Source organism: Reyranella sp. (assembly GCF_044224635.1).
GTDB lineage: Bacteria > Pseudomonadota > Alphaproteobacteria > Reyranellales > Reyranellaceae > Reyranella.
In genome coordinates this window covers 96,507-118,802 of the sequence record NZ_JBGAKA010000016.1, presented here as the reverse complement: position 1 = coordinate 118,802, position 22,296 = coordinate 96,507, and the positions used below count along the sequence as shown (strand labels likewise).

General features: G+C 66.8%; 19 protein-coding genes. 12 read left to right on the top strand and 7 right to left on the bottom strand.

Translation table 11 applies throughout. The annotated features are described in order from the left end of the window. Positions 1–354: 354 nt before the first annotated feature. The 6 genes from ACILR9_RS16380 to ACILR9_RS16355 all read right to left on the bottom strand — a co-directional run bounded on the left by ACILR9_RS16380 (position 355) and on the right by ACILR9_RS16355 (position 7,313). Positions 355–789, bottom strand: a complete 435-nt coding sequence (locus tag ACILR9_RS16380; protein ID WP_395711013.1) for a GNAT family N-acetyltransferase — start codon at positions 787–789, stop codon at positions 355–357. Beyond that, complete coding sequence (locus ACILR9_RS16375) at positions 755–1,012, bottom strand: formate dehydrogenase subunit delta (RefSeq protein ID WP_395711012.1); 258 nt, start codon at positions 1,010–1,012, stop codon at positions 755–757. The genes ACILR9_RS16380 and ACILR9_RS16375 overlap by 35 nt, the downstream gene beginning before the upstream one ends. A gap of 190 nt (positions 1,013–1,202) precedes the next feature. After that, positions 1,203–4,043, bottom strand: coding sequence for a formate dehydrogenase subunit alpha (fdhF, locus tag ACILR9_RS16370; RefSeq protein WP_395711011.1), 2,841 nt, complete (start codon positions 4,041–4,043; stop codon positions 1,203–1,205). A 13-nt stretch (positions 4,044–4,056) separates the two neighbouring features. Beyond that, positions 4,057–5,613, bottom strand: a complete 1,557-nt coding sequence (locus ACILR9_RS16365) for a formate dehydrogenase beta subunit (protein ID WP_395711010.1) — start codon at positions 5,611–5,613, stop codon at positions 4,057–4,059. Continuing rightward, complete coding sequence (locus tag ACILR9_RS16360; RefSeq protein WP_395711009.1) at positions 5,610–6,083, bottom strand: formate dehydrogenase subunit gamma; 474 nt, start codon at positions 6,081–6,083, stop codon at positions 5,610–5,612. Before ACILR9_RS16360 ends, ACILR9_RS16365 begins: the two co-directional genes overlap by 4 nt. Before the next feature lie 339 nt (positions 6,084–6,422). Next, positions 6,423–7,313 carry a LysR family transcriptional regulator gene (locus ACILR9_RS16355; RefSeq protein WP_395711008.1) on the bottom strand — a complete coding sequence of 297 codons (891 nt, stop codon included), beginning with the start codon at positions 7,311–7,313 and terminating at the stop codon, positions 6,423–6,425. Positions 7,314–7,457: 144 nt separating this feature from the next. Between ACILR9_RS16355 and ACILR9_RS16350 the strand changes: the two genes are divergently transcribed. The 8 genes from ACILR9_RS16350 to ACILR9_RS16315 all read left to right on the top strand — a co-directional run bounded on the left by ACILR9_RS16350 (position 7,458) and on the right by ACILR9_RS16315 (position 17,518). Continuing rightward, positions 7,458–8,480 carry a Bug family tripartite tricarboxylate transporter substrate binding protein gene (locus ACILR9_RS16350; RefSeq protein ID WP_395711007.1) on the top strand — a complete coding sequence of 341 codons (1,023 nt, stop codon included), beginning with the start codon at positions 7,458–7,460 and terminating at the stop codon, positions 8,478–8,480. Between the two features lie 16 nt (positions 8,481–8,496). Continuing rightward, positions 8,497–8,997 carry a tripartite tricarboxylate transporter TctB family protein gene (locus ACILR9_RS16345; protein ID WP_395711006.1) on the top strand — a complete coding sequence of 167 codons (501 nt, stop codon included), beginning with the start codon at positions 8,497–8,499 and terminating at the stop codon, positions 8,995–8,997. Between the two features lie 27 nt (positions 8,998–9,024). Further along, positions 9,025–10,527, top strand: a complete 1,503-nt coding sequence (locus tag ACILR9_RS16340) for a tripartite tricarboxylate transporter permease (RefSeq protein WP_395711005.1) — start codon at positions 9,025–9,027, stop codon at positions 10,525–10,527. Between the two features lie 254 nt (positions 10,528–10,781). Further along, positions 10,782–11,471 carry a GntR family transcriptional regulator gene (locus ACILR9_RS16335; protein WP_395711004.1) on the top strand — a complete coding sequence of 230 codons (690 nt, stop codon included), beginning with the start codon at positions 10,782–10,784 and terminating at the stop codon, positions 11,469–11,471. Between the two features lie 28 nt (positions 11,472–11,499). Next, on the top strand, positions 11,500–13,233 hold the full coding sequence (gene oxc, locus ACILR9_RS16330) for an oxalyl-CoA decarboxylase (RefSeq protein ID WP_395711003.1): 1,734 nt from the start codon (positions 11,500–11,502) through the stop codon (positions 13,231–13,233). 165 nt (positions 13,234–13,398) lie between these two features. Continuing rightward, the gene (gene frc, locus ACILR9_RS16325) at positions 13,399–14,715 is read left to right on the top strand and encodes a formyl-CoA transferase (RefSeq protein ID WP_395711035.1); all 1,317 of its coding nucleotides are present in this window, start codon (positions 13,399–13,401) and stop codon (positions 14,713–14,715) included. A gap of 4 nt (positions 14,716–14,719) precedes the next feature. After that, positions 14,720–15,649: a methionyl-tRNA formyltransferase gene (locus ACILR9_RS16320; RefSeq protein ID WP_395711002.1), complete on the top strand. Its 930-nt coding sequence runs from the start codon at positions 14,720–14,722 to the stop codon at positions 15,647–15,649. A gap of 171 nt (positions 15,650–15,820) precedes the next feature. After that, complete coding sequence (locus tag ACILR9_RS16315; protein ID WP_395711001.1) at positions 15,821–17,518, top strand: formate--tetrahydrofolate ligase; 1,698 nt, start codon at positions 15,821–15,823, stop codon at positions 17,516–17,518. Positions 17,519–17,585: 67 nt separating this feature from the next. On the opposite strand, the gene aceB is transcribed toward ACILR9_RS16315, so the two are convergent. Further along, on the bottom strand, positions 17,586–19,253 hold the full coding sequence (aceB, locus tag ACILR9_RS16310; protein WP_395711000.1) for a malate synthase A: 1,668 nt from the start codon (positions 19,251–19,253) through the stop codon (positions 17,586–17,588). Positions 19,254–19,378: 125 nt separating this feature from the next. On the opposite strand from aceB, the gene ACILR9_RS16305 reads away from it, so the two are divergent. From ACILR9_RS16305 to ACILR9_RS16290, 4 genes are all read left to right on the top strand, one after another. Beyond that, complete coding sequence (locus ACILR9_RS16305) at positions 19,379–20,566, top strand: urate hydroxylase PuuD (protein WP_395710999.1); 1,188 nt, start codon at positions 19,379–19,381, stop codon at positions 20,564–20,566. A 5-nt stretch (positions 20,567–20,571) separates the two neighbouring features. Next, positions 20,572–21,033, top strand: coding sequence for a hypothetical protein (locus ACILR9_RS16300; RefSeq protein WP_395710998.1), 462 nt, complete (start codon positions 20,572–20,574; stop codon positions 21,031–21,033). After that, positions 21,030–21,407: a hypothetical protein gene (locus ACILR9_RS16295; RefSeq protein ID WP_395710997.1), complete on the top strand. Its 378-nt coding sequence runs from the start codon at positions 21,030–21,032 to the stop codon at positions 21,405–21,407. Before ACILR9_RS16300 ends, ACILR9_RS16295 begins: the two co-directional genes overlap by 4 nt. Positions 21,408–21,528: 121 nt before the next feature. After that, complete coding sequence (locus ACILR9_RS16290; RefSeq protein ID WP_395710996.1) at positions 21,529–22,296, top strand: crotonase/enoyl-CoA hydratase family protein; 768 nt, start codon at positions 21,529–21,531, stop codon at positions 22,294–22,296.

Sequence of the window (22,296 nt, the reverse complement as noted above, 5' to 3'; positions counted from 1 at the left end):
ATCGCCGATCGCCGCGTGAGTGCTTTGAACCTTCTGGCGATGAGATCCTTCGCTGCGCTCAGGATGACAGAAGAGACGTCCGCCCGGTTCGAAGCGAACCAATCCCAGGCTAGCGCGTGATCGTCTTTGGTTGAAGCGCCAGAAATGTCCTCACCCTGAGGAGCGGCCGCAGGCCGCGTCTCGAAGGGTCAGCTACAGCACGTCTGTTGCGGACTCTTCGAGACGCCACGCTTCGCGTGGCTCCTCAGGGTGAGGTTTCCACTTGAAGCAATCACGCTCTAGACTAAGCGACATCCAGCTGACGGCGAATATCGGCGAGTGTGACGACCGGTTCATCGGGGTTCGTGAAGTTTGTCAGGATCGCAGCTTCTTCCTCAGGAAGAACTTCTTGTGGCCCTTAGGATAGTCGTCGAGCTCGCCGAAGACCTCGTACCCGCGCCGCTCGTAGAAAGGACGGGCCTGGAAGGAATGGGTATCGAGCTCGGCCGAATGGCAGCCGCGCTCGACGGCATAGGCTTCGGCCGTGTCCATGAGCCGGGTCGCCCAGCGCTTGCCGCGCGCCGCCTCGTCGACCCACAGGTAGCTGATGCGCAGCCAGCCGCCCCAGATGCCGCCCAGCAGCCCGCCCATCGTCTCGCCGCGCGGGCTCTTCAGAAACAGGTGCAGGGGATAGTAGGCCGACAGGCCGGTCACGCCGATGTTGAACATGTCGAGGCGGTCGCGCACCAGCTGGGCGTCGGCGCCGCCGATCTGGTCAAAGACGATCTGGTAGTCGGTTGACGGCTTCAAGACGGCCCCCTGCTTCCTTGAGGCGGCCGACGGCCTCGCGCACCGGCGCGTCCAGCCCGGCGCCGCCCGCCGCGACATGCGCCACGATGTCAGCGCGCATACGCGGGTCCCAGAACTTCTGCAAGTGGTCGGCAATTGCCTCGACCGGGTCGGCGCCACGCTGCGGCGTGAAGAACCTGCCGATCTGGTTGGCCATCATGACGAGCTTGTCGGGCGACGACATGGCGGCTCCTCGGATTCTCATTGCCTCCTCCCCAGCTTCGCTGGGGAGGTGTCGGCGTCTTCGCCAACGGAGGAGTCATGAGTCATGGGAGTGGGTTGAGCCTGAGGCTCATGACCCCTCCGTCGCCGTAAGACGGCGACACCTCCCCAGCGAAGCTGGGGAGGAGAAAAAGAAGAGCGCTTCGACATGTCTACTCCGCCGCCACCCGCGCGATGCGCCGGCTGCGGTCGGCCTGCTCGTTGTAGTCGCGCTGCCAGTCGGTCGGGCCATTGGAGGGCGAGACCTGGACGGCGGTGACCTTGTATTCGGGGCAGTTGGTCGCCCAGTCGGAGAAATCAGTGGTCACGACGTTGGCCTGGGTCGTCGGATGGTGGAAGGTCGTGTAGACCACGCCCGGCGCCACGCGGTCGGTGAGGCGGGCGCGCAGCGCGGTGCCGCCGGCGCGGCTCTCGAGCTTCACCCAGTCGCCATCGCGCACGCCGCGCTGCTCGGCGTCGTGCGGATGGATCTCGAGCACGTCCTCGTCGTGCCACACCACGTTGTCGGTGCGCCGCGTCTGGGCGCCGACATTGTACTGGCTCAGGATCCGTCCCGTGGTGAGCAGCAGCGGGAAGCGCGGGCCGGTGCGCTCGTCGGTCGCCACGTACTCGGTGATCATGAAGTTGCCCTTGCCGCGGGCGAAGCCGCCGATATGCATCACCGGCGTGCCGGCCGGCGCCTTCTCGTTGCACGGCCACTGGACCGAGCCGACCTTGTCGAGCAGCGCATACGACACGCCGGCGAAGGTCGGGGTCAGCCGCGCGATCTCGTCCATGATCTCGGAGGGATGACCGTAGGGCATCTCGAAGCCCATCGCCTTGGCGATGGCGAGGGTGATCTCCCAATCGGCCATGCCGTTCTTCGGGCTCATCACCTTTCGCACACGGTTGATGCGGCGCTCGGCGTTGGTGAAGGTGCCGTCCTTCTCGAGGAAGGTCGAGCCGGGCAGGAAGACATGGGCGTAGTTCGCCGTCTCGTTCAGGAACAGGTCCTGCACGACGACGCATTCCATCGCCGCCAGCGCCGCCTTGACGTGCTTGGTGTTGGGATCGGACTGCAGGATGTCCTCACCCTGCACGTAGATGCCCTTGAAGGTGCCGTCGATCGCCGCATCGAACATGTTGGGGATGCGCAGGCCGGGCTCGCTGTCGAGCGGGCGCCCCCACAGCTTCTCGAACATTGTCCGGGTGGCATCTTCGGAAACATGGCGATAGCCGGAGAGCTCGTGCGGGAACGAGCCCATGTCGCACGAGCCCTGGACGTTGTTCTGGCCGCGCAGCGGGTTCACGCCGACGCCGCGCCGGCCGAGATTGCCGGTCGCCATGGCGAGGTTGGCGATCGCCATGACCGAGGTCGTGCCCTGGCTATGCTCGGTGACGCCGAGCCCGTAATAGATCGCGCTGTTGGGACCTGCGGCATAGAGCCGGGCGGCGCCGCGGATCGCGTCGGGTGAGACGCCGGTGAGCAGGCCGACCATCTCCGGGCTGTTGCTCGCGTCGGCGACGAACCCGGCCCAGTGCTCGAAGGCGTCGCGGTCACAGAACTCGCGGACGAACGCCTCGTTCACCAGCCCCTCGGTGACGATGACGTGGGCCAGCGCATTCAGGATCGCTGCATTGGTGCCGGGTCGAAGGGCCAGATGGAAATCGGCCTCGACATGCGGCGTGCGCACGAGATCGGTGCGCCGCGGATCGATCACGATCAGCCGCGCGCCCTGGCGCAGCCGCTTCTTCATGCGCGAGGCGAAGACGGGATGGGCGTCCGTCGGATTGGCGCCGATCACGACGATGACGTCGCTCTGCTCGACGGAGTCGAAATCCTGCGTGCCGGCCGAGGTGCCGAAGGTGGTCTTGAGGCCGTAGCCGGTCGGCGAATGGCAGACACGGGCGCAGGTATCGACGTTGTTGTTGCCGAATCCGCCGCGGATCAGCTTCTGCACCAGGTAGGTCTCCTCGTTGGTGCAGCGCGACGAGGTGATGCCGCCGATCGCCAGCCGACCGTACTTGCCCTGCAGGCGGCGGAACTCCGAGGCGACGCGATCGATGGCGACCGGCCAGCTCACCTCGCGCCACGGCTGGTCGATGCTCTCGCGGATCATCGGCTTCAGGATGCGCTCGCGATGCTGGGCGTAACCCCAGGCGAAGCGGCCCTTGACGCAGGAATGGCCGTGGTTCGCCTTGCCCTCCTTGTAGGGCACCATGCGCACCAGCTCCTCGCCGCGCATCTCGGCCTTGAAGCTGCAGCCGACGCCGCAATAGGCACAGGTCGTGACCACCGAATGCTCGGGCTGGCCGGTGGCGATGACGGTCTTCTCCATCAGGGTCGCCGTCGGGCAGGCCTGGACGCAGGCGCCGCATGACACGCATTCGGAGTCGATGAAGGCCTCGGCCATGCCGGACGAGACCTTGGAGTCGAAGCCGCGCGCCTGGATGGTGAGCGCGAAAGTCCCCTGGACCTCCTCGCAGGCGCGCACGCAGCGCGAGCAGACGATGCATTTGGAAGGATCGAAGGTGAAATACGGGTTCGATTCGTCCTTCGTCGCGCCAAGATGGTTCTTGCCCTGGTAGCCGTAACGCACCTCGCGCAGGCCGACCGCGCCCGCCATGTCCTGCAGCTCGCAATCGCCATTGGCCGCGCAGGTCAGGCAGTCGAGCGGATGGTCGGAGATGTAGAGCTCCATCACGCCCTTGCGGACCTGCTTCAGCCGCTCGGTCTGGGTCGACACGACCATGCCCGATGCGACCGGTGTCGTGCAGGAGGCCGGCGTGCCAGGACGTCCGGCGATCTCGACCAGGCAGAGGCGGCACGAGCCGAAGGCGTCGACCGAGTCGGTGGCGCAGAGCTTGGGCACCTGGATGCCGCCATCCATCGCCGCCCGCATGATCGAGGTGCCTGCCGGCACTGTGACTTGGGCGCCGTCGATCGTGAGCGTCACCTGCTCGCGGGCCTTGCTGGCCGGCGTGCCGTAGTCGATTTCCTGAACGAGCGGCATGGCGCACTCCTTCTCAGTCCGCCGCCGCGCTGAGGCGCGGACGGTTGAAATCCTCGGGGAAATGCCTGATCGCGCTCATCACCGGGTAGGGCGTGAAGCCGCCGAGCGCGCACAGCGAGCCGAACTTCAGCGTCTGGCAAAGGTCGGTGATCAGCGCGAGGTTGGCGTCAATCCTCTCTCCGGCGATGATCTTGTCCATGGTCTCGGCGCCGCGGATCGAGCCGATGCGGCAGGGCGTGCACTTGCCGCACGATTCGATGGCGCAGAACTCCAGGGCGAAGCGCGCCTGATAGGCCATGTCGACGCTGTCGTCGAACACGACGACGCCGCCATGGCCGATCAGCCCGTCGAGGGCGGCGAAGGCTTCGTAGTCGAACGGCGTGTCGAACAGGGCACGCGGGAAATACGCGCCGAGCGGGCCGCCGACCTGGACGGCGCGCACCGGCCGGCCGCTCGAGGTGCCGCCGCCGATGTCGTCGACGATCTCGCCCAGGGTGAGACCGAAGGCGGCCTCGAACAGCCCGCCATGCCTGACATTGCCGGCCAGCTGGATCGGCATCGTGCCGCGCGAGCGGCCCGTGCCGAGCGCCGCATAGGGGGCCGCGCCATCGGCCAGGATCGCCGGAACCGTGGCCAGCGACAGCAGGTTGTTGATCACCGTCGGCCGGCCGAACAGTCCCTTGTGCGCCGGCAGAGGCGGCTTGGCGCGCACCTGGCCGCGCTTGCCCTCGAGACTTTCGAGCAGCGAGGTCTCCTCGCCGCAGACATAGGCGCCGGCGCCGACGCGGACCTCGATGTCGAAAGCGATACCGGATCCTGCGGCATCGGCGCCGAGACAGCCTTCGGCACGGGCGACCGCCAGCGCCTCCGTCATGGTGCGCACAGCGTCGGGATATTCGGAGCGGATATAGACGTAGCCTTTGGTCGCGCCGACGGCGAAGCCCGCGATGGTCATGCCTTCGATCAGCGCGAACGGATCTCCTTCCAGGATCATGCGATCGGCATAAGTCCCGGAATCGCCCTCGTCGGCATTGCAGACGATGTATTTGCGATCGGCCGACATGTCGGCGACCGTCTTCCACTTGATCCCGGTCGGGAAGCCGGCCCCGCCGCGGCCACGCAGGCCCGACTTGGTCACCTCATCGAGCGTCGCGGCCGGCCCGAGGCTCAACGCCCGCTCCAGCCCGCGATAGCCGCCATGGCCGCGGTAATCGGCGAGCGACAGCGGATTGACGATGCCGCAGCGTGCAAAGGTGATGCGGGTCTGCCGGGCGAGGAACGGAATCTCCTCCGGCCGGCCAAGGCACAGGCGATGGCTGGTATCGATCGGCATGCCGCCGGCCAGGAGACTGGCGACATCGCTGGCCGTCACCGGCCCGAAGGCAATTCGGCCGGCCGGCGTCTCGACCTCGATCATCGGTTCGAGCCAGAACAGGCCGCGCGATCCGGTGCGCACGATCTCGATGTCGAGACCGCGACGCAGCACCTCGCCGGCGAGGGCGGCCGCCACCCTGTCGGCGCCGACCGCCCGGGCTGCGGCGTCGCGCGGCACGAAAAGGCGGGTCGTCAAGGCCCGACCTCTGCCGCGATGTCGTCGAGCGCCTTCGGTGTCAGTCGCCCGATCGGTTCGCCATCCAGCAGGGCCGATGGCGCACAGGCGCAGAGGCCGAGGCAATAGACGGCCTCGACAGTCAGGCGGCCATCCGGCGTCGTATCGCCCCACTCGAGACCGAGCTGGTCGAGCGTCCGGCGGGCCAGCGCCTCGCCCCCCATCGACTGGCAGGCTTCGGCGCGGCACAGCTTCAGGACATGGCGGCCGGCCGGCTGCTCGCGGAAATCGTGATAGAAGGTCACGATTCCATGGACTTCGGCCCGGCTGAGGTTGAGCGCATCGGCGACCACCCGGACTGCCGCCGGCGGAACACAGCCGAAGGCCGCCTGCAGGTCGTGCAGGATGGGCAGCAACGCCCCTTCCCGTCCCTTGTGCAGGTCGATGATGGTTTTCGCCTCGTGTTCATCCCATGCCGCATTGGTCGGCATCTGCGGTCTCCGCTTTGGGCGGAAAATCAGCCCGAGGCAGCAGCCATGCAATAAAGCTGTCGGGTGAAGTGATAGAGAATCTCTATCGTCAGCGCTCCATCGATACACTTTTGGTGACTAACCACCGGCGTCGGACGCTCAACGACTGGTGCGCGCCTTCGCATATGGGCGCGCCTTTCACTCTCCTCCCCAGCTTCGCTGGGGGAGGTGCCCCGTCACACGGGGAGGAGGGGTCATGAGCAGCGGGACTGAGGCTCATGACCCCTCCGTCGCCGAAAGACGGCGACACCTCCCCAAGCGTAGCTTGGGGAGGAAAATGAGGCAGCGGCGTCTGCGGTGCTAACGAAGCGTGGCCGCAAGGGTCTTCGCCTCCGCCAGCAGGGCGGCAACCAAGGGTGGCAGTGGCTCGCGATCGGCGACGATCAGGCCGATGCCGTGCACCGCCTCGGGCTCGACGATCGGGATCGAGCGCAAATGCTGGGTGAGGCCGAGCGTATCGGCGAGCTTCTCCGGCATGACACTCGCCCATCGACCTGTTCGCACGTGCGAGAAGAGCACGATCATCGAGTTCGATTCGAGCGTCGGATCGGGGACACCGCCCGCGGCGCGCAGGTGCTGGTCGATGATCCTGCGATTCTGCATGTCCGGCGTGAGCAGGCAGAGCGGAATCCGCGCCACCTCTGCCCAGGTCACCTGGTCACGGTCGCCCAACGGGCTGGTCTCCGACGTCAGCAGGCGATACTGCTCGAGATACAGAGGCACGGCCCGCACCCGGCCGAGCGGCTCGTTGTCGATATAGGTCAGACCAGCGTCGACTTCGAGGTTCTCGAGCATCGAGAGAATCTCGATCGAGGTGCGCGAGAGAACCGTGAACTTCACCTCCGGATGCTTGGCGCGATAGGGCGTGGTGAGAGCTGACACCATGGGCAACGCGGTCGGGATGGCAGCGACCTTCAGCCGGCCGACCAGGCCATGCTTCAGGGCGCGCAGCTCTTCGCGCATGGCACGGCTGTCGGCCACAATGGTGCGCGCCCAGTCGAGCACGCGCTCGCCTTCGGCCGTGAAGCCGACGAAGCGCGACTTGCGATGGACCAGAAGCACGCCGAGCGTCGCCTCGAGCTGCTTGATGCCGGCCGAGAAGGTCGGTTGCGTCACACCGCACAGCTCGGCCGCTCTGCCGAAGTTCCGCTCCCGCGCCAGAGCAATCAGAAATTCGAGCTTGTCGATCATGTCGAACTCTATCACGCAGCCTACAGCAACAGCGCAACCTTGACGATGGTGCACACCACGGCCAAGATCGACTCAAAATCGATCACAAGACACCAAGATCACGAGTTCCCAAGCTTACAAAAAGACAGTTCTAGGGAGGAAACAATGACTGTGAACGCTCTGCCGCGGCGGCGGTCGCTTGCTCTTGCCGCCTCGACCGCCTTTGCCGCCGCTACCGCGTGGGTTGCACCCGCCAATGCCTGGGAGCCGACGCGCAACGTCGAGTTCATCGTCCCCGCCGGCACCGGCGGCGGCGCCGACCAGATGGCGCGCATGATCCAGGGCATCATCGCCAAGCACAACCTGATGAAGCAGACCATGGTGGTGGTCAACAAGGCGGGCGGCGCCGGCGGCGAAGGTTTCCTGGACATCAAGAATTCCAAGGGCAACCCGAACAAGCTGATCATCACCCTGTCCAACCTGTTCACCACGCCGTTGGCGACCGGCATTCCCTTCTCGTGGAAGGACATGACGCCGGTGTCCATGCTGGCGCTCGACGAGTTCGTGCTGTGGGTCAATGCCGACTCGCCCTACAAGACGGTGCAGGAATACATCGCGGCGGTGAAGGCAGCGCCGCCCGGCCAGTTCAAGATGGGCGGCACCGGGTCGAAGCAGGAAGACCAGATCATCACGGTCGCCATCGAGAAGGCGATCGGCGCCAAGATTACCTACGTGCCCTACAAGGGCGGTGGCGAGGTCGCGGTCCAGCTGGTCGGCAAGCATGTGGATTCCACGGTCAACAACCCGATCGAGGCGGTTGCCCAGTGGCGCGCCGGCAAGCTGCGGCCGCTCTGCGTGTTCGACAGCAAGACCCTGCCGGTTCAGGACAAGATCGTGGGCGACCTGTCCTGGTCGAGCATCCCGACCTGCAAATCGCAGGGGCTCGACATCGAATACCTGATGCTGCGCGGCGTGTTCATGCCGGCCAACGTCCCGAAGGAGGCCGTCGCCTTCTATGTCGAGCTGTTCAAGAAGGTCCGGGCGACGCCGGAATGGGCGCAGCTCATGACCGAAGGCGCGTTCAACCAGTCCTTCATGACGGGGGCCGACTACGCGGCCTGGGTCGAGAACGAGGAGAAGCGCCATCGCGACCTGATGAAGGAAGCGGGCTTCCTGGCCAGCAACTGACCAAAGGAGCCACGGCATGTCCGATGCGCCGGAGTCCCGCCCGGCCGGCCCGCGCCAGCGCCAGGTCGAGGCCGGCGTCGCCGTCTTCATCCTGCTGCTCGGCGCCGTCACGATCTTCGGCAGCCTGAAGGTCGGCACCGGCTGGGGTGCCGAAGGCCCGCAGTCTGGCTTCTTCCCCTTCTGGGTCGGGCTGGCGATCGTCGCCGCCAGCCTCGTCAACCTGGTGCGCGCTCTGGCCCAGCCGGCGCGCGCCCTGTTCGCCGAATGGGGCCAGATCCGCCAGGTGCTCAAGATCGTCTGGCCGCTGGCGATCTATGTCGCGGCCGTGCCGTGGCTCGGCATCTACCTGCCGTCCTTCGTGCTGACGGCGGGCTTCATGCGCTGGCTTGGCCGCTACGGCTGGCCGCTCACGCTCGCCATCAGCGTCGGGCTGCAGATCCTGATCTACATGACGTTCGAGAAGTGGTTCCTCGTGCCGCTGCCCAAGGGGCCGATCGAGGAGATGCTCGGGCTCTAGGGCCGGGCAAGGGAATCCGGGGAAACCATGGAAAGCATTGGCGACCTGCTCGGCGGCTTTGCCGTGGTGCTGAGCTGGCAGAACCTCTTCTACATGCTGGTTGGCATCGTGCTGGGCGTGATCATCGGCGTGCTGCCGGGCCTGGGCGGCGCCAACGGCGTGGCCATCCTGCTGCCGCTCACCTTCAGCATGTCGCCGACCTCGGCCATCATCCTGCTGTCGTGCATCTACTGGGGCGCCCTGTTCGGCGGCGCCATCACCTCGATCCTGTTCAACATCCCGGGCGAGCCGTGGTCGGTGGCGACGACCTTCGACGGCCATCCGATGGCGCAGAAGGGCCAGGCCGGCGAGGCGCTGACCGCCGCCTTCACCTCGTCCTTCGTCGGCGCGCTGTTCGCCATCATCGTGATCACCCTGGCGGCGCCGCTGGTCGCGAGCTTTGCCCTGCAGTTCGGCCCGGCGGAAAAATTCTCGGTGTTCTTCCTCGCCTTCTGCAGCTTCGTCGGCATGGGCAAGGAGCCGCCGGCCAAGACCATCGCGGCGATGATGCTGGGTTTCGCCCTGGCCGCGGTCGGGACCGATACGGTGACCGGGCAGCTGCGCCTCACCTTCGGCTCGACCGAGCTGCTGGGCGGCTTCGACTTCCTGATCGCGGTGATCGGCCTGTTCGGCATCGGCGAGATCCTGCTCACCATGGAGGAAGGGCTGAGCTTCAAGGGCAAGGCCGCGGGCATCAATCCCGCCGTGGTGCTGCAGACCTGGAAGGAGCTGCCGCGCTACTGGATGACCTCGCTGCGCTCCTGCGTGATCGGCTGCTGGATGGGCATCACCCCGGCCGGCGCCACCCCGGCCTCGTTCATGAGCTACGGCATCGCCAAGCGCGCCTCGCGCAAGGGCGACAATTTCGGCAAGGGCGACATCGAGGGCGTGATCGCCCCGGAGACCGCCGCCCATGCCGCCGGCACGTCGGCCCTGCTGCCCATGCTGTCGCTCGGCGTGCCCGGGTCGCCGACCGCGGCGGTGCTGCTGGGCGGCCTGCTGATCTGGGGCCTGCAGCCCGGGCCGCTGCTGTTCGTCGAGCAGAAGGACTTCGTCTGGGGCCTGATCGCCAGCATGTATCTCGGCAATATCGTGGGCCTTGCCGTCGTGCTCACCATGGTGCCGGTGTTCGCCGCCATCCTGCGCGTGCCCTTCGGCATCATCGCGCCGATCATCCTGGTGATCTGCGCCATCGGCGCCTACACGGTGCACAACAACACGTTCGACGTCATCATGATGTTCGTGTTCGGCATCGCCGGCTACTTCCTGAAGAAGTGCAACTACCCGCTGGCGCCGCTGGTGCTGGCCATCGTGCTGGGCGACAAGGCCGAGGAGTCGTTCCGCCAGTCCCTGCTGATCTCCCAGGGCAGCCTCGGCGTGTTCTGGTCGAACGGCCTGGTCGGCTCGATCATGGCGCTGGGCCTGGTGGCGCTGTTCTGGCCTGCGATCTCGAACCTGCTCGGCCGGATCTCGCGGCCCGCCCTGCGGTGAGCCCGACCTACCTGAGGTCGTCGATCGGCCTCGGGCACATCGGCGGCTGCGACATCGGCGATCGAGGTCTTTTCAAGGCGCGCGCGGCGACGGGCGAGAGCGCGCGCTTTGACGCTTCGGATGACAAGTCGAGGCTCGGCCATGGGAATCTCCGTGATCCGTCACGAACCGGGATCATAGCCATGGACAGCCTCGCGTGCCTGGTATTATGAATACCGTATAAAGAATTAGCCGTCCGGAGGGGATGCCGTTCGATGAGCGAAGTGCGCCTGGTGGTGGCGCCGATCGACAATCGCGAGACGTTCAAGGACAAGGCCTACGCCGCCTTGCGCAACGTCATCGAGTCGTCGGACATCTACCGAACCCGCACCGAGATCAGGCTCGACGAGCGTCAGCTGGCGCAGGATTTCGGCGTCTCGCGCACGCCGGTGCGCGAGGCGATGGCGCAGCTCGAGCGCGAGGGCTTCGTGCGTTCGGTGCCGCGGCGCGGCGTCTATGTCGTGCGCAAGACCAAGCGCGAGGTGATCGAGCTGATCCAGGCCTGGGCGGCGCTGGAGAGCATGGCGGCGCGGCTGATCACCCTGCACGCGAGCGACGCCGACATCGCCGGGCTGCGCCGCATGTTCGCGACCTTCGAGGGCAACAAGCTGCACGCCAAGCTCGACGAGTACTCCGAGGTGAACATCGCCTTCCACCAGGCCATCATCGAGCTGAGCGGCAACCAGGCGCTGATCCGGCTGGCCGAGAACCTGTTCACCCACATGCGCATGATCCGCGGCCGCACGATCGGCGAGGATGACCGCGTCGACCGCTCGATCCGCGACCACATGAACATCATCAAGGCGCTCGAGGCACGCGACACCGAGCGCGCCGAGGATCTGGTGCGCCAGCACGCGCTCGGGCTCGCCGAGCACGTCGACAAGCACGCCGACTATCTCGATTGAACAATGGGAATTGACCCGGGAGGGAACGATGGCTGATGCAGCAGTGAAGGCGCCCGCGGCAGCGGAAGAGGTGCAGGACCTGACCGACGGATTTCACCTCGTCATCGATGCGATGAAGCTGAACGGCATCCACACGATCTACGGCGTGCCCGGCATCCCGATCACCGATCTCGGCCGCATGGCGCAGGCCGCCGGCATCCGCGTCCTGTCGTTCCGCCACGAGCAGAATGCCGGCTATGCCGCCGCGATCGCGGGCTTCCTGACCAAGAAGCCCGGCGTCTGCCTCACCGTGTCGGCGCCGGGCTTCCTGAACGGCCTGACGGCGCTCGCCCACGCCACCACCAATTGCTTCCCGATGATCCTGATCTCCGGCTCCTCGGAGCGCGAGATCGTCGACCTGCAGCAGGGCGACTACGAGGAGATGGATCAGCTCGCCATCGCCAAGCCGCTGTGCAAGGCGGCCTATCGCGTGCTGCACGCCGCCGACATCGGCATCGGCTTCGCCCGCGCCATCCGCGCCGCCGTGTCGGGCCGCCCGGGCGGCGTCTATCTCGACCTGCCGGCCAAGCTGTTCGGCCAGGTGATGAATGCCGAGGCCGGCCGGAAGTCGCTGGTCCAGGTGATCGATCCGGCGCCGGCCCAGATCCCCGCCCCCGCCGCGGTCAAGCGCGCGCTCGACGTGCTGAAGGGCGCCAAGCGGCCGCTGATCATCCTCGGCAAGGGCGCCGCCTACGCCCAGGCCGACGACGCCATCCGCACCTTCGTCGAGAAGAGCGGCGTGCCGTTCCTGCCGATGAGCATGGCCAAGGGGCTGCTGCCCGACACCCATCCGCAGTGCGCCGGCGCCGCGCGCTCGACGGTGCTGAAGGATTCCGACGTCGTGATGATGATCGGCGCGCGACTCAACTGGCTGCTGTCGCACGGCAAGGGCCGCACCTGGGGCGATGCGCCGAAGAAGTTCGTGCAGATCGATATCGAGCCCAGGGAGATGGACAGCAACGTCGAGATCGCCGCGCCCGTGGTCGGCGACATCGGCTCGTGCGTCGCCGCGCTGAACGAGGCCATGGGCGGCAACTGGGCCCCTCCGCCGGCCGACTGGACCGGTGCGGTCAAGGCCAAGCGCGATGAGAACGTCACCAAGATGGCGCCGCGCCTGATGAACAACAAATCGCCGATGGACTATCACGGCGCGCTGGGCGCGCTGCGCGCCATCATCGCCGAGCGGCCCGACGCCATCCTGGTCAACGAGGGCGCCAACACGCTCGACCTGACGCGCGGCGTCATCGACATCTACCAGCCGCGCAAGCGGCTCGATGTCGGCACCTGGGGAGTCATGGGCATCGGCATGGGCTCGGCGATTGCCGCCGCCGTCGAGACCGGCAAGCCGGTGCTGTGCATCGAAGGCGACAGCGCCTTCGGCTTCTCCGGCATGGAGGTCGAGACGATCTGCCGCTACAGCCTGCCGATCTGCATCGTCATCTTCAACAATGACGGCATCTATCGCGGCGTCGACGTGAACTCGGCCGGCTCCGATCCCGCGACGACCGTGTTCGTCAAGGGCGCGCGCTACGACAAGATGATCGAGGCGTTCGGCGGCCACGGCGTCAACGCGACGACGCCCGACGAGCTGAAGCGCGCGGTAAACGCCGCGATGGACTCCGGCAAGCCCACGCTCATCAATGCGGTGATCGATCCGGCGGCAGGCAGCGAAAGCGGCCGCATCGGCAATCTCAATCCGCAAAGCGCCCTGCGCAAGAAATAGACCCCTATCCGCTGATCTGGAGGACCGACGATGGCCATGAAGAAGAAGACCGCAGCCAGGCCGAAGGCCAAGGCTGCGTCACGCAAGGTGGTGAAGCTTGCCTCGCCCAAGCCCAACGCAAAGGTGAAGGCGCCGGCCAAGCCGAAGGCCGCCAGTGGCATCAAGATGCCCAGGCGCTCGCTGAAGCCGTGGGGCCAGGATGGCAAGGCGCTCGATGGCGTGCGCATCCTCGACTTCACGCACGTGCAGTCCGGCCCGACCTGCACCCAGCTGCTGGCCTGGTTCGGCGCCGACGTGATCAAGGTCGAGCGCCCCGGCATCGGCGACATCACGCGCGGCCAGCTCATGGACGTGCCCAACGCCGACAGCCTCTATTTCACCATGCTCAACCACAACAAGCGTTCGATCACGCTCGATTCCAAGAGCAAGGAAGGCATGCGGGTGCTCGAGCGGCTGGTCAAGACGTGCGACGTGCTGGTCGAGAATTTCGCGCCCGGCGCGCTCGACCGCATGGGTCTCACCTGGGAGCGCATCCACACCTGGAACCCGCGCATGATCGTGGCCTCGGTCAAGGGCTTCGGCCCTGGCCCCTACGAGGACTGCAAGGTCTACGAGAACGTGGCGCAATGCGCCGGCGGCTCGGCCTCGACCACGGGCTTCCGTGAGGGGCCGCCGCTGGTGACCGGCGCGCAGATCGGCGACTCGGGCACCGGCCTGCACCTGGCGCTCGGCATCGTCAGCGCCCTGTTCCAGCGCAACCGCACCGGCCGCGGCCAGCGCGTGCTGGCGTCGATGCAGGACGGCGTGCTCAACCTCTGCCGCGTCAAGCTGCGCGACCAGCAGCGCCTCGCCCACGGGCCACTCAAGGAATACAGCCAGTTCGGCGAGAACATCCCGTTCGGCGACGCCACGCCGCGCGCCGGCAACGATTCGGGCGGCGGCCAGCCGGGCTGGATCCTGAAGTGCAAGGGCTGGGAATCCGATCCCAACGCCTACATCTACTTCATCACCCAGGCGCCGGTGTGGGAGAAGATCTGCGACCTGATCGGCAAGCCGGAGTGGAAGACCGATCCGGACTACGCCAAGCCGCCGGCCCGCCTGCCGCGCCTCAAGCACGTCTTCGATACGATCGAGCAATGGACCATGACGATGACCAAGTTCGAGGTCATGAATGCTTGCAACGCCGTCGATATCCCCGTGGGCCCGATCCTGTCGATGAAGGAGCTGGCCGAGGAGCAGTCGCTGCGCGAATCGGGCACCATCGTCGAGGTCGACCATCCGATGCGCGGCAAGTACCTGTCGGTCGGCAACCCGATCAAGCTCTCCGACAGCATCACCGAGGTGAAGCGCTCGCCGCTCCTGGGCGAGCACACCGACGAGATCCTGTCCAAGGTGCTGAAGTTCACCGCCGCCGAGATCGCCGAGATCAAGGCGTCGGGCGCGACCGGCGAGGCACCGAAAACCAAGATGGCAGCGGAGTAACCCCATGCGCATCGTCGTCCACGGACAGCAGGCCTTCGGCAAGGCCGTGCTGGAAGCGCTCATCAAGCGCGGCGAGAACATCGTTGGCGTCTACGTGGCGCCGGAGAAGCCCGGCCAGCGGCCCGATCCCCTGAAGGAAGCGGCCCTGGCGGCCAAGCTGCCGGTGTTCCAGCCGGCCTCCTACCGCAAGCCCGAAGTGTGGGAGGAGTTCAAGGCGCTGAAGCCCGACCTGCAGGTCATGGCCTTCGTCACCCTGTTCGTGCCCGAGGAATTCCTGAACATCCCGACGCACGGCACGATCCAGTACCACCCCTCGCTGCTGCCGGCCTATCGCGGCGCCAGCGCGATCAACTGGCCGATCATCCTGGGCGAGAAGGAGACCGGCCTGTCGATCTTCTGGCCCGACAACGGTCTCGATACCGGCGACGTGCTCCTGCAGAAGAAGACGCCGATCGGACCGAAGGACACGCTGGGCACGGTCTATTTCGACCGGTTGTTCCCGATGGGCGTCGACGCGATGCTGGAATCGGTCGACTTGGTGAAGGCCGGCAAGGCGCCGCGCCTCAAGCAGGATCACGCGCTCGCCACCTACGAAGGCCGCTGCACGCCCGAGACCGCGCGCATCGACTGGGGCAAGTCGTGGCGCCAGATCGACCCGCTGATCCGCGGCTGCAACCCCGCGCCGGGCGCCTGGACGACGCTCGACGGCAAGACCCTGCAGGTGTTCGACATCGAGCCGCTGCCGGCGCGCGATCCCAAGGGCATCGGCGGCAAGCTCGGCGAGGTCGTCGAGGCCTCGGCCGACGGCTTCACCGTCGTCTGCGCCGATGGCCGCATCAAGGTGCTGCGCGTGAAACCGGCCGACGGCCCCAAGGTCGGCGCCGGCGAGTTCGCCGCGGCGATCAAGCTCGCCGTGGGGACACGGCTGGGATGAATTTCATCCTCCCCTTCGCGGCAACCGCGAAGGGGAGGTGTCGCCGTCATACGGCGACGGAGGGGTCATAGGCCACGACTCACGATTCATGACCCCTCCGCCCCGTAAGACGGGGCACCTCCCCGGCGAAGCTGGGGAGGAAAGGAGAAAGCAATTCGGAAGGAAACGTCGATGCCCGCGTCACAGCATGTAAACCCGAAGACAGACATCCAGATCGCCCAGGAGGCAACCAAGCGGCCGATCCTGGAGCTGGCACGCGAGAAGCTCGGCATCGCGCCCGAGAACCTCGAGCCGTACGGCCATTACAAGGCCAAGGTGTCGATGGACTACATCAAATCGCTGCAGGACCGGCCGAACGGCAAGCTGATCCTGGTATCGGCGATCTCGCCGACGCCGGCCGGCGAAGGCAAGACGACGACGACGGTGGGCCTGACCGACGCGCTGAACCATATCGGCAAGAAGGCGATGCTCTGCCTGCGCGAGCCGTCGCTCGGCCCGAGCTTCGGCATGAAGGGCGGCGCGGCGGGCGGCGGCTACGCCCAGGTCGTGCCGATGGAAGACATCAACCTGCACTTCACCGGTGACTTCCATGCCATCGGCGCGGCGCACAACCTGCTGTCGGCGCTGATCGACAACCACATCTACTGGGGCAATGCGCTGGGCATCGACGGCCGCCGCGTCGCCTGGCGTCGCGCCATCGACATGAACGACCGCAGCCTGCGCCAGATCGTGTCGTCGCTGGGCGGCGTCGCCAACGGCTTTCCGCGCGAGGACGGCTTCGACATCACCGTCGCCTCCGAGGTCATGGCGATCTTCTGCCTGGCCAAGGATCTCGAGGACCTGAAGACGCGACTGGGCAACATCATCGTGGCCTATACACGCGATCGCAAGCCGGTGCGCGCCGCCGATCTCAAGGCGCACGGCCCGATGGCGGTGCTGCTGAAAGACGCCCTGGCGCCCAACCTGGCCCAGACGCTCGAGGGCACGCCGGCCTTCATCCATGGCGGGCCGTTCGCCAACATCGCGCACGGCTGCAACTCGGTGCTGGCGACGACAACGGCGCTGAAGCTCGCCGACTACGTGGTGACCGAGGCGGGCTTCGGCGCCGACCTGGGCGGCGAGAAGTTCATCGACATCAAGTGCCGCAAGACCGGCCTCGCCCCCGACGCCGTCGTGCTGGTGGCGACCATCCGCGCGCTCAAGATGCATGGCGGCATGAAGCGCGAAGACCTCAAGACGGAAAATCTGAAGGCGCTCGAAGCCGGCATGGCCAACCTGCAGCGCCATGTCGAGAACGTGCGCAAGTTCGGCTTGGTGCCGGTGATCTCGATCAACCGCTTCAGCGCCGACACCGACGCCGAGATCGCCCTGGTGAAGTCGGCCTGCGCCAAGCTCGGCGTCGAGGCGGTGATGGCCGATCACTGGGCCGAGGGCGGCAAGGGCGCCGCCGACGTGGCCCGGGCTGTCGTCAAGGCGGTCGAGAGCGGCGAGAGCAAGATGAAGCTGCTCTATCCCGACGACATGCCGTTGGCGGAAAAGATTCGCACCATCGCCAAGGAGATCTACCGCGCCCGCGACATCGCCATCGCCAAGCCGGTACAGGACCAGCTCGCCCAGTTCGAGGCCATGGGCTTCGCCAAGGTGCCGGTGTGCATCGCCAAGACGCAGTACAGCTTCTCGACCAACCCCGACGCCAAGGGCGCGCCGACCGACCACGTCGTCACGGTGCGCGAGGTGCGCCTATCGGCCGGCGCCGAGTTCGTCGTCGCCGTGTGCGGCGACATCATGACCATGCCCGGCCTGCCCAAGGTCCCCGCCGCCAACAGCATCGACTTGGCGCCGGACGGCAAGATCGTGGGGCTGTTCTGATTTCATTCGCCTCCCCAGCTTCGCTGGGGAGGTGTCCGCGTAATCGCGGACGGAGGGGTCATGAGCCTCACCGGGGTTTCATGACCCCGTCGCCATGAGACGGCGACACCTCCCCCTCATGTGACGAGGGAGAGGAAATCTGAATGATCCTGTCGTACGCCGGCAGGGTGAGAAACTCCGCGAAGGTCGGGCTCTCGACGAGTTCCATCATGAGTTGGGCGGCGTCCTCGTAGCGACCGCCAGCATACGCCTCGTCGCCGATCTGCTCGCGCACCCGATCGTTCTCCTCGCGCACGATGGTGCGCACCAGCGCGCTCGTCACGGCGCGGCCGTCGTCGAGCGTTTGGCCATGCCGCATCCACTGCCACACCTGGGCGCGGCTGATTTCCGCCGTGGCGGCGTCCTCCATCAAATTGAACAGCGGCACGCAGCCGATGCCGCGCAGCCAGGCCGAGAGGTAGCCGATGCCGACCGCCACGTTCTGGCGCAGGCCGCCCTCGGTCTTGCTGCCCTCGGGCACCGCGATCAAATCAGCCGCGTCGACATGCACGTCCTGGCGCTTTCGGGCGATCTGGTTCGGTCCCTTCATGATGGCGTCGAACTCGACGCGGGCCAGCGCCACCAGGCCGGGATGGGCCACCCAGGTGCCATCATGGCCATCGGCCGCCTCGCGCTTCTTGTCGGCGCGCACCCGCTCCATGGCGGCCTCGTTGGCGGCCGCGTCGTTGCGGATCGGGATCTGCGCCGCCATGCCGCCCATCGCATGGACCTCGCGGCGGTGGCAGGTCTTGATCAGGAGCTGGCTGTAGCAGCGCAGGAAATGCGCCGTCATGGTCACCTGGCCGCGGTCGGGCAGCACCGACCAGGGCTGCTTGCGGAACTTCTTGATGAAGCTGAAGATGTAGTCCCAGCGGCCGCAATTCAGGCCGGCGGAGTGCTCGCGCAGCTCCCACAGGATCTCGTCCATCTCGAAGGTGGCGAGGATGGTCTCGATCAGCACCGTGGCCTTGATCGATCCCTGCGGCACGCCAAGCGCGTCCTGGGCATGGACGAACACGTCGTTCCACAGCCGCGCCTCGAGATGGCTCTCGATCTTGGGCAGGTAGAAGTACGGACCGGTGCCGCGCGCCAGCGCCTCCCGGGCGTTGTGGAAGAAGTAGAGGCCGAAATCGAACAGCGAGCCGGACATGGGCTGATCGTCGACCGTCATGTGCTTCTCGGGCAGGTGCCAGCCGCGCGGCCGCACGAACAGCACGCCGGTCTTGTCGTTCAGCCGGTACTCGCGGCCGGTCTCCGGATCGACGAACTCGATCGACCGGCGCACCGCGTCGGCGAGATTGCCCTGGCCCTCGACCATGTTGGCCCAGGTGGGCGTGCTGGCATCCTCGAAATCGGCCATGAAGACGTTGGCGCCGCAGTTCAGCGCATTGATGATCATCTTGCGGTCGACCGGCCCGGTGATCTCGATGCGGCGGTCGAGGATGTCGGCCGGCAGCGGCGCCACCCTCCAGTCGTCCTCGCGAATGCTCGTCGTCTCGGCCAGGAAATCGGGCCTCTCGCCTTCATCCAGCCGCTTCTGGCGCTCGACGCGAAGGGCCAGCAGCGCCTCGCGCCGCAGGTTGAAGCGGCGCTGCAGATCGGCCAGGAAGGCCAGCGCCTCGGGCGTCAGGACCTTGTCGTAGCCGGGCTCGATCGCGCCATGGATGACGACGCCCGCGGGAAGGTCCAACGCCATTTCGTTCCTCTTGCTTTTCAGGTGGGACGGGCGATTTACTGCCTCGGGCAGCGCCGGGCCAGCCTCAAGCGACGAGACGTCAGAAAGCCGCACCCTGGCACGGCGGTTGCTGCGGGGGATGAGGAATGGACGCGGCTTTCGTCGTCGAATGGCTGAATCTGGTGCTGCGCTGGGCCCACATGATCGTAGGCATCGCCTGGATCGGCGCGTCCTTCTATTTCATCTGGCTGGACAACCATCTGCACAAGCCGCTCGATCCGGCCGATGCGGCCAAGGGCATCGGCGGCGAGGTGTGGGCGGTGCATGGCGGCGGCTTCTACACCGCCAAGAAGTTCATCCTGGCACCCGAGAAGCTCCCGCCAGAGCTGCACTGGTTCAAATGGGAAGCCTACACGACCCTGATCACCGGCTTCTTCCTGCTCTGTCTGGTCTATTACTACGGTGCCGAGGTCGCGCTGATCGACCCTGCGGTGATGCCGCTCGACAAGTGGGAGGCGATCGCCATCGGCCTCGGCTTCCTGGTGCTGGGATGGCTGGTCTATGACGGGCTCTGCCGGTCGGCGTTCGGCGACGACGACCTGCTGCTGGGCGGCCTGCTGTTCATTTATTGCGTGATCGCCGCCTGGGCGCTTTGCCATCTCTTCTCCGGGCGCGGCGCCTACATCCATTTCGGCGCCATGCTCGGCACCATCATGGTGCTCAACGTCTACTTCGTGATCATCCCCGGCCAGCGCGAGCTGGTGCGCGCCAAGGAGGAAGGCCGCACGCCCGATCCGAAATACGGCGCGATGGGCCGGCAGCGCTCGGTGCACAACACCTATTTCACGCTGCCGGTGCTGTTCACCATGATCAGCAACCACTACGCCGGCCTCTACGGCCACGACTGGAACTGGGTGCTGCTGATCCTGATCTCGGTGACCGGCGCCCTGGTCCGCGTCTGGTTCGTGCAGCGCCACAAGGGCAACCAGGATCCCCTGGTGATGGCCGCCGGCCTGGTCGTGCTGGTGATCACCGCTTTCCTCTCTTTGCCGCGCCCGGCCGAGGATGTCGGCCCGCCCGCCGCCTTCACGGAAGTGCAACCGATCTTCCAGGCGCGCTGCCAGCCCTGCCACGCCGCCAAGCCGACGCAGGAAGGCTTCGCCGCGCCGCCCAAGGGGGTGGTGCTGGAAACCCGGGAGGAGATCCGGGCCCGTGCCGGCATGATTTACCAGCAGGTCTGGGTGACCCGGGTCATGCCGCCGGGCAACCTCACCCACATGACCGATGCCGAGCGGCGCCTGATTGCGCGATGGTTCAAGGGCGGCGCACAATAGGGCGCATGTACGTCCGCTCGGGTAGTTGGCCCTGGCGTCGTCTGCTGACGGCGGCGCTGGCGGCGCTGGCGATCTTTGCCTACTGGACACACGTCGCCGACCGCGGGGCACGCGAGGCCGCGCGCGGGCCCCTGAGCGCGGAGGCGCGCGATCCGGCAAGCGCCCGCACCTGGGGGTCGAGTGTCGGCTTCGCCGACCAGCGCCGTCTCGACGAGCACTACGAGAAGCACGGCGCGGAGTTCGGCCGCATCACCAGGCAGGACTACCTGCGGCAGGCGCAGCTCCTGCGCGATGCCAAGCCGGTCGATCCCGTCCTCGAAGCGGTGCGGCGCGACGGCGTGATCACCCGCTACGATCGCCAGACCGGGGCGTTCATCGCCTTCAACCCCAACGGCGTCATCCGGACGTTCTTCAAACCCAACGACGGCGAGCGCTACTGGCGCCGCCAAGCGGAGCGCGGAGAATGAAGCCACCTCCACCGCCCGGCCCCCCAAAGGTCGCCGACCTGTGCGAGCTGATCGACCAGTGGGCCGAGTTCACGGGCGACCTCGACAAAGGTTACAGCTTCGACCTCGACAACTGGCTGAACGACGTCGACGTGCGCGAGCTGATCCTCGAGGCCCTGCCGATGTTCAGCCGCGAGGAGATGGGCGAGCACGCGCTGAAGCTCGACCAGGCCGACGCCACCTTCCGCGCCGCCACGCGCGACTTCAAGAAGTGCGTGTGGGGCAAGGGCACCGCGCGCAAGGAACGATGGACCCCGGAAAAGAACTGGTGGTACTTCCGCACCCCGCTCAGCTCCAACGCCCAGCTCGAGGACGAGCTGGCGACGGTGCGGTGAGCCCCTCTTGTCATCCTGAGCGCAGCGAAGGATCTCATTCCGCCTGCAATGGGTGAACGTCGGCGCTTCGTCGGGCGGCGATGAGATCCTTCGCTGCGCTCAGGATGACAAAGGAGCACAAATGACCCCGCCCAAGATCCTCGTCGAGACCGCGGGACCGGTCACCACCATCGTCATCAACCGGCCGCACGCGCGCAATGCGCTCGACAACGAGGCGGCGCATGCGCTGGCGGCGGCGTTCCGCAGCTTCGAGGCCGATGCCGATGCCAAGGTCGCCGTGCTGACCGGCGCGGGGGGCGCTTTCTGCGCCGGCGCTGACCTCAAGGAACTCGGCTCCGGCACCGATTACTTTCCATGGGCCGGCAGCGCCGAGGGCCCGCTGCGCGCGCCGCTCGGCAAACCGCTGATCGGCGCCATCGAGGGCCATGCCTGCGCCGGCGGGCTGGGCGTGGCGCTGTTCTGCGACATCCGCATCGTCGACGACACGGCGATCTTCGGCGTGTTCTCGCGGCGCTGGGGCGTGCCGATGAGCGACGGCACGACGGTACGCCTGCCGCGAATCGTCGGCCAGGGACGCGCCCTCGACATGCTGCTGACGGGTCGAGCCGTCGGCGCCGACGAGGCGATCGCGATCGGGCTCGCCACACGCAAGGTCGCGCGCGGCACGACACGGCAGGAGGCCGAGACGCTGGCGCGGCAGATCGCCGGCTTCCCGCCGATCGCCATGATCTCCGATCGCCAGTCGACCTACGAGAGCTTCGACCGCGACCAGGCGGCGGCCGTGCAGCGCGAGATGGAATTGTCGCTCGCCGCGCGGCGCCTCGAATCGCAAAAGGGCGCGGCGCGCTTCGCGTCAGGCGAAGGGCGCGGCGGCAAATTCGCCAAATAG

Bases quoted from the DNA above. Each gene is read 5' to 3' on its own strand.
- ACILR9_RS16375 (WP_395711012.1), bottom strand. From the start codon at position 1,012: ATGTCGTCGCCCGACAAGCTCGTCATGATGGCCAACCAGATCGGCAGG.
- fdhF (WP_395711011.1), bottom strand. From the start codon at position 4,043: ATGCCGCTCGTTCAGGAAATCGACTACGGCACGCCGGCCAGCAAGGCC.
- ACILR9_RS16360 (WP_395711009.1), bottom strand. From the start codon at position 6,083: ATGCCGACCAATGCGGCATGGGATGAACACGAGGCGAAAACCATCATC.
- ACILR9_RS16355 (WP_395711008.1), bottom strand. From the start codon at position 7,313: ATGATCGACAAGCTCGAATTTCTGATTGCTCTGGCGCGGGAGCGGAAC.
- ACILR9_RS16350 (WP_395711007.1), top strand. From the start codon at position 7,458: ATGACTGTGAACGCTCTGCCGCGGCGGCGGTCGCTTGCTCTTGCCGCC.
- ACILR9_RS16345 (WP_395711006.1), top strand. From the start codon at position 8,497: ATGTCCGATGCGCCGGAGTCCCGCCCGGCCGGCCCGCGCCAGCGCCAG.
- ACILR9_RS16340 (WP_395711005.1), top strand. From the start codon at position 9,025: ATGGAAAGCATTGGCGACCTGCTCGGCGGCTTTGCCGTGGTGCTGAGC.
- ACILR9_RS16335 (WP_395711004.1), top strand. From the start codon at position 10,782: ATGAGCGAAGTGCGCCTGGTGGTGGCGCCGATCGACAATCGCGAGACG.
- oxc (WP_395711003.1), top strand. From the start codon at position 11,500: ATGGCTGATGCAGCAGTGAAGGCGCCCGCGGCAGCGGAAGAGGTGCAG.
- frc (WP_395711035.1), top strand. From the start codon at position 13,399: ATGCCCAGGCGCTCGCTGAAGCCGTGGGGCCAGGATGGCAAGGCGCTC.
- ACILR9_RS16320 (WP_395711002.1), top strand. From the start codon at position 14,720: ATGCGCATCGTCGTCCACGGACAGCAGGCCTTCGGCAAGGCCGTGCTG.
- ACILR9_RS16315 (WP_395711001.1), top strand. From the start codon at position 15,821: ATGCCCGCGTCACAGCATGTAAACCCGAAGACAGACATCCAGATCGCC.
- aceB (WP_395711000.1), bottom strand. From the start codon at position 19,253: ATGGCGTTGGACCTTCCCGCGGGCGTCGTCATCCATGGCGCGATCGAG.
- ACILR9_RS16305 (WP_395710999.1), top strand. From the start codon at position 19,379: ATGGACGCGGCTTTCGTCGTCGAATGGCTGAATCTGGTGCTGCGCTGG.
- ACILR9_RS16300 (WP_395710998.1), top strand. From the start codon at position 20,572: ATGTACGTCCGCTCGGGTAGTTGGCCCTGGCGTCGTCTGCTGACGGCG.
- ACILR9_RS16295 (WP_395710997.1), top strand. From the start codon at position 21,030: ATGAAGCCACCTCCACCGCCCGGCCCCCCAAAGGTCGCCGACCTGTGC.
- ACILR9_RS16290 (WP_395710996.1), top strand. From the start codon at position 21,529: ATGACCCCGCCCAAGATCCTCGTCGAGACCGCGGGACCGGTCACCACC.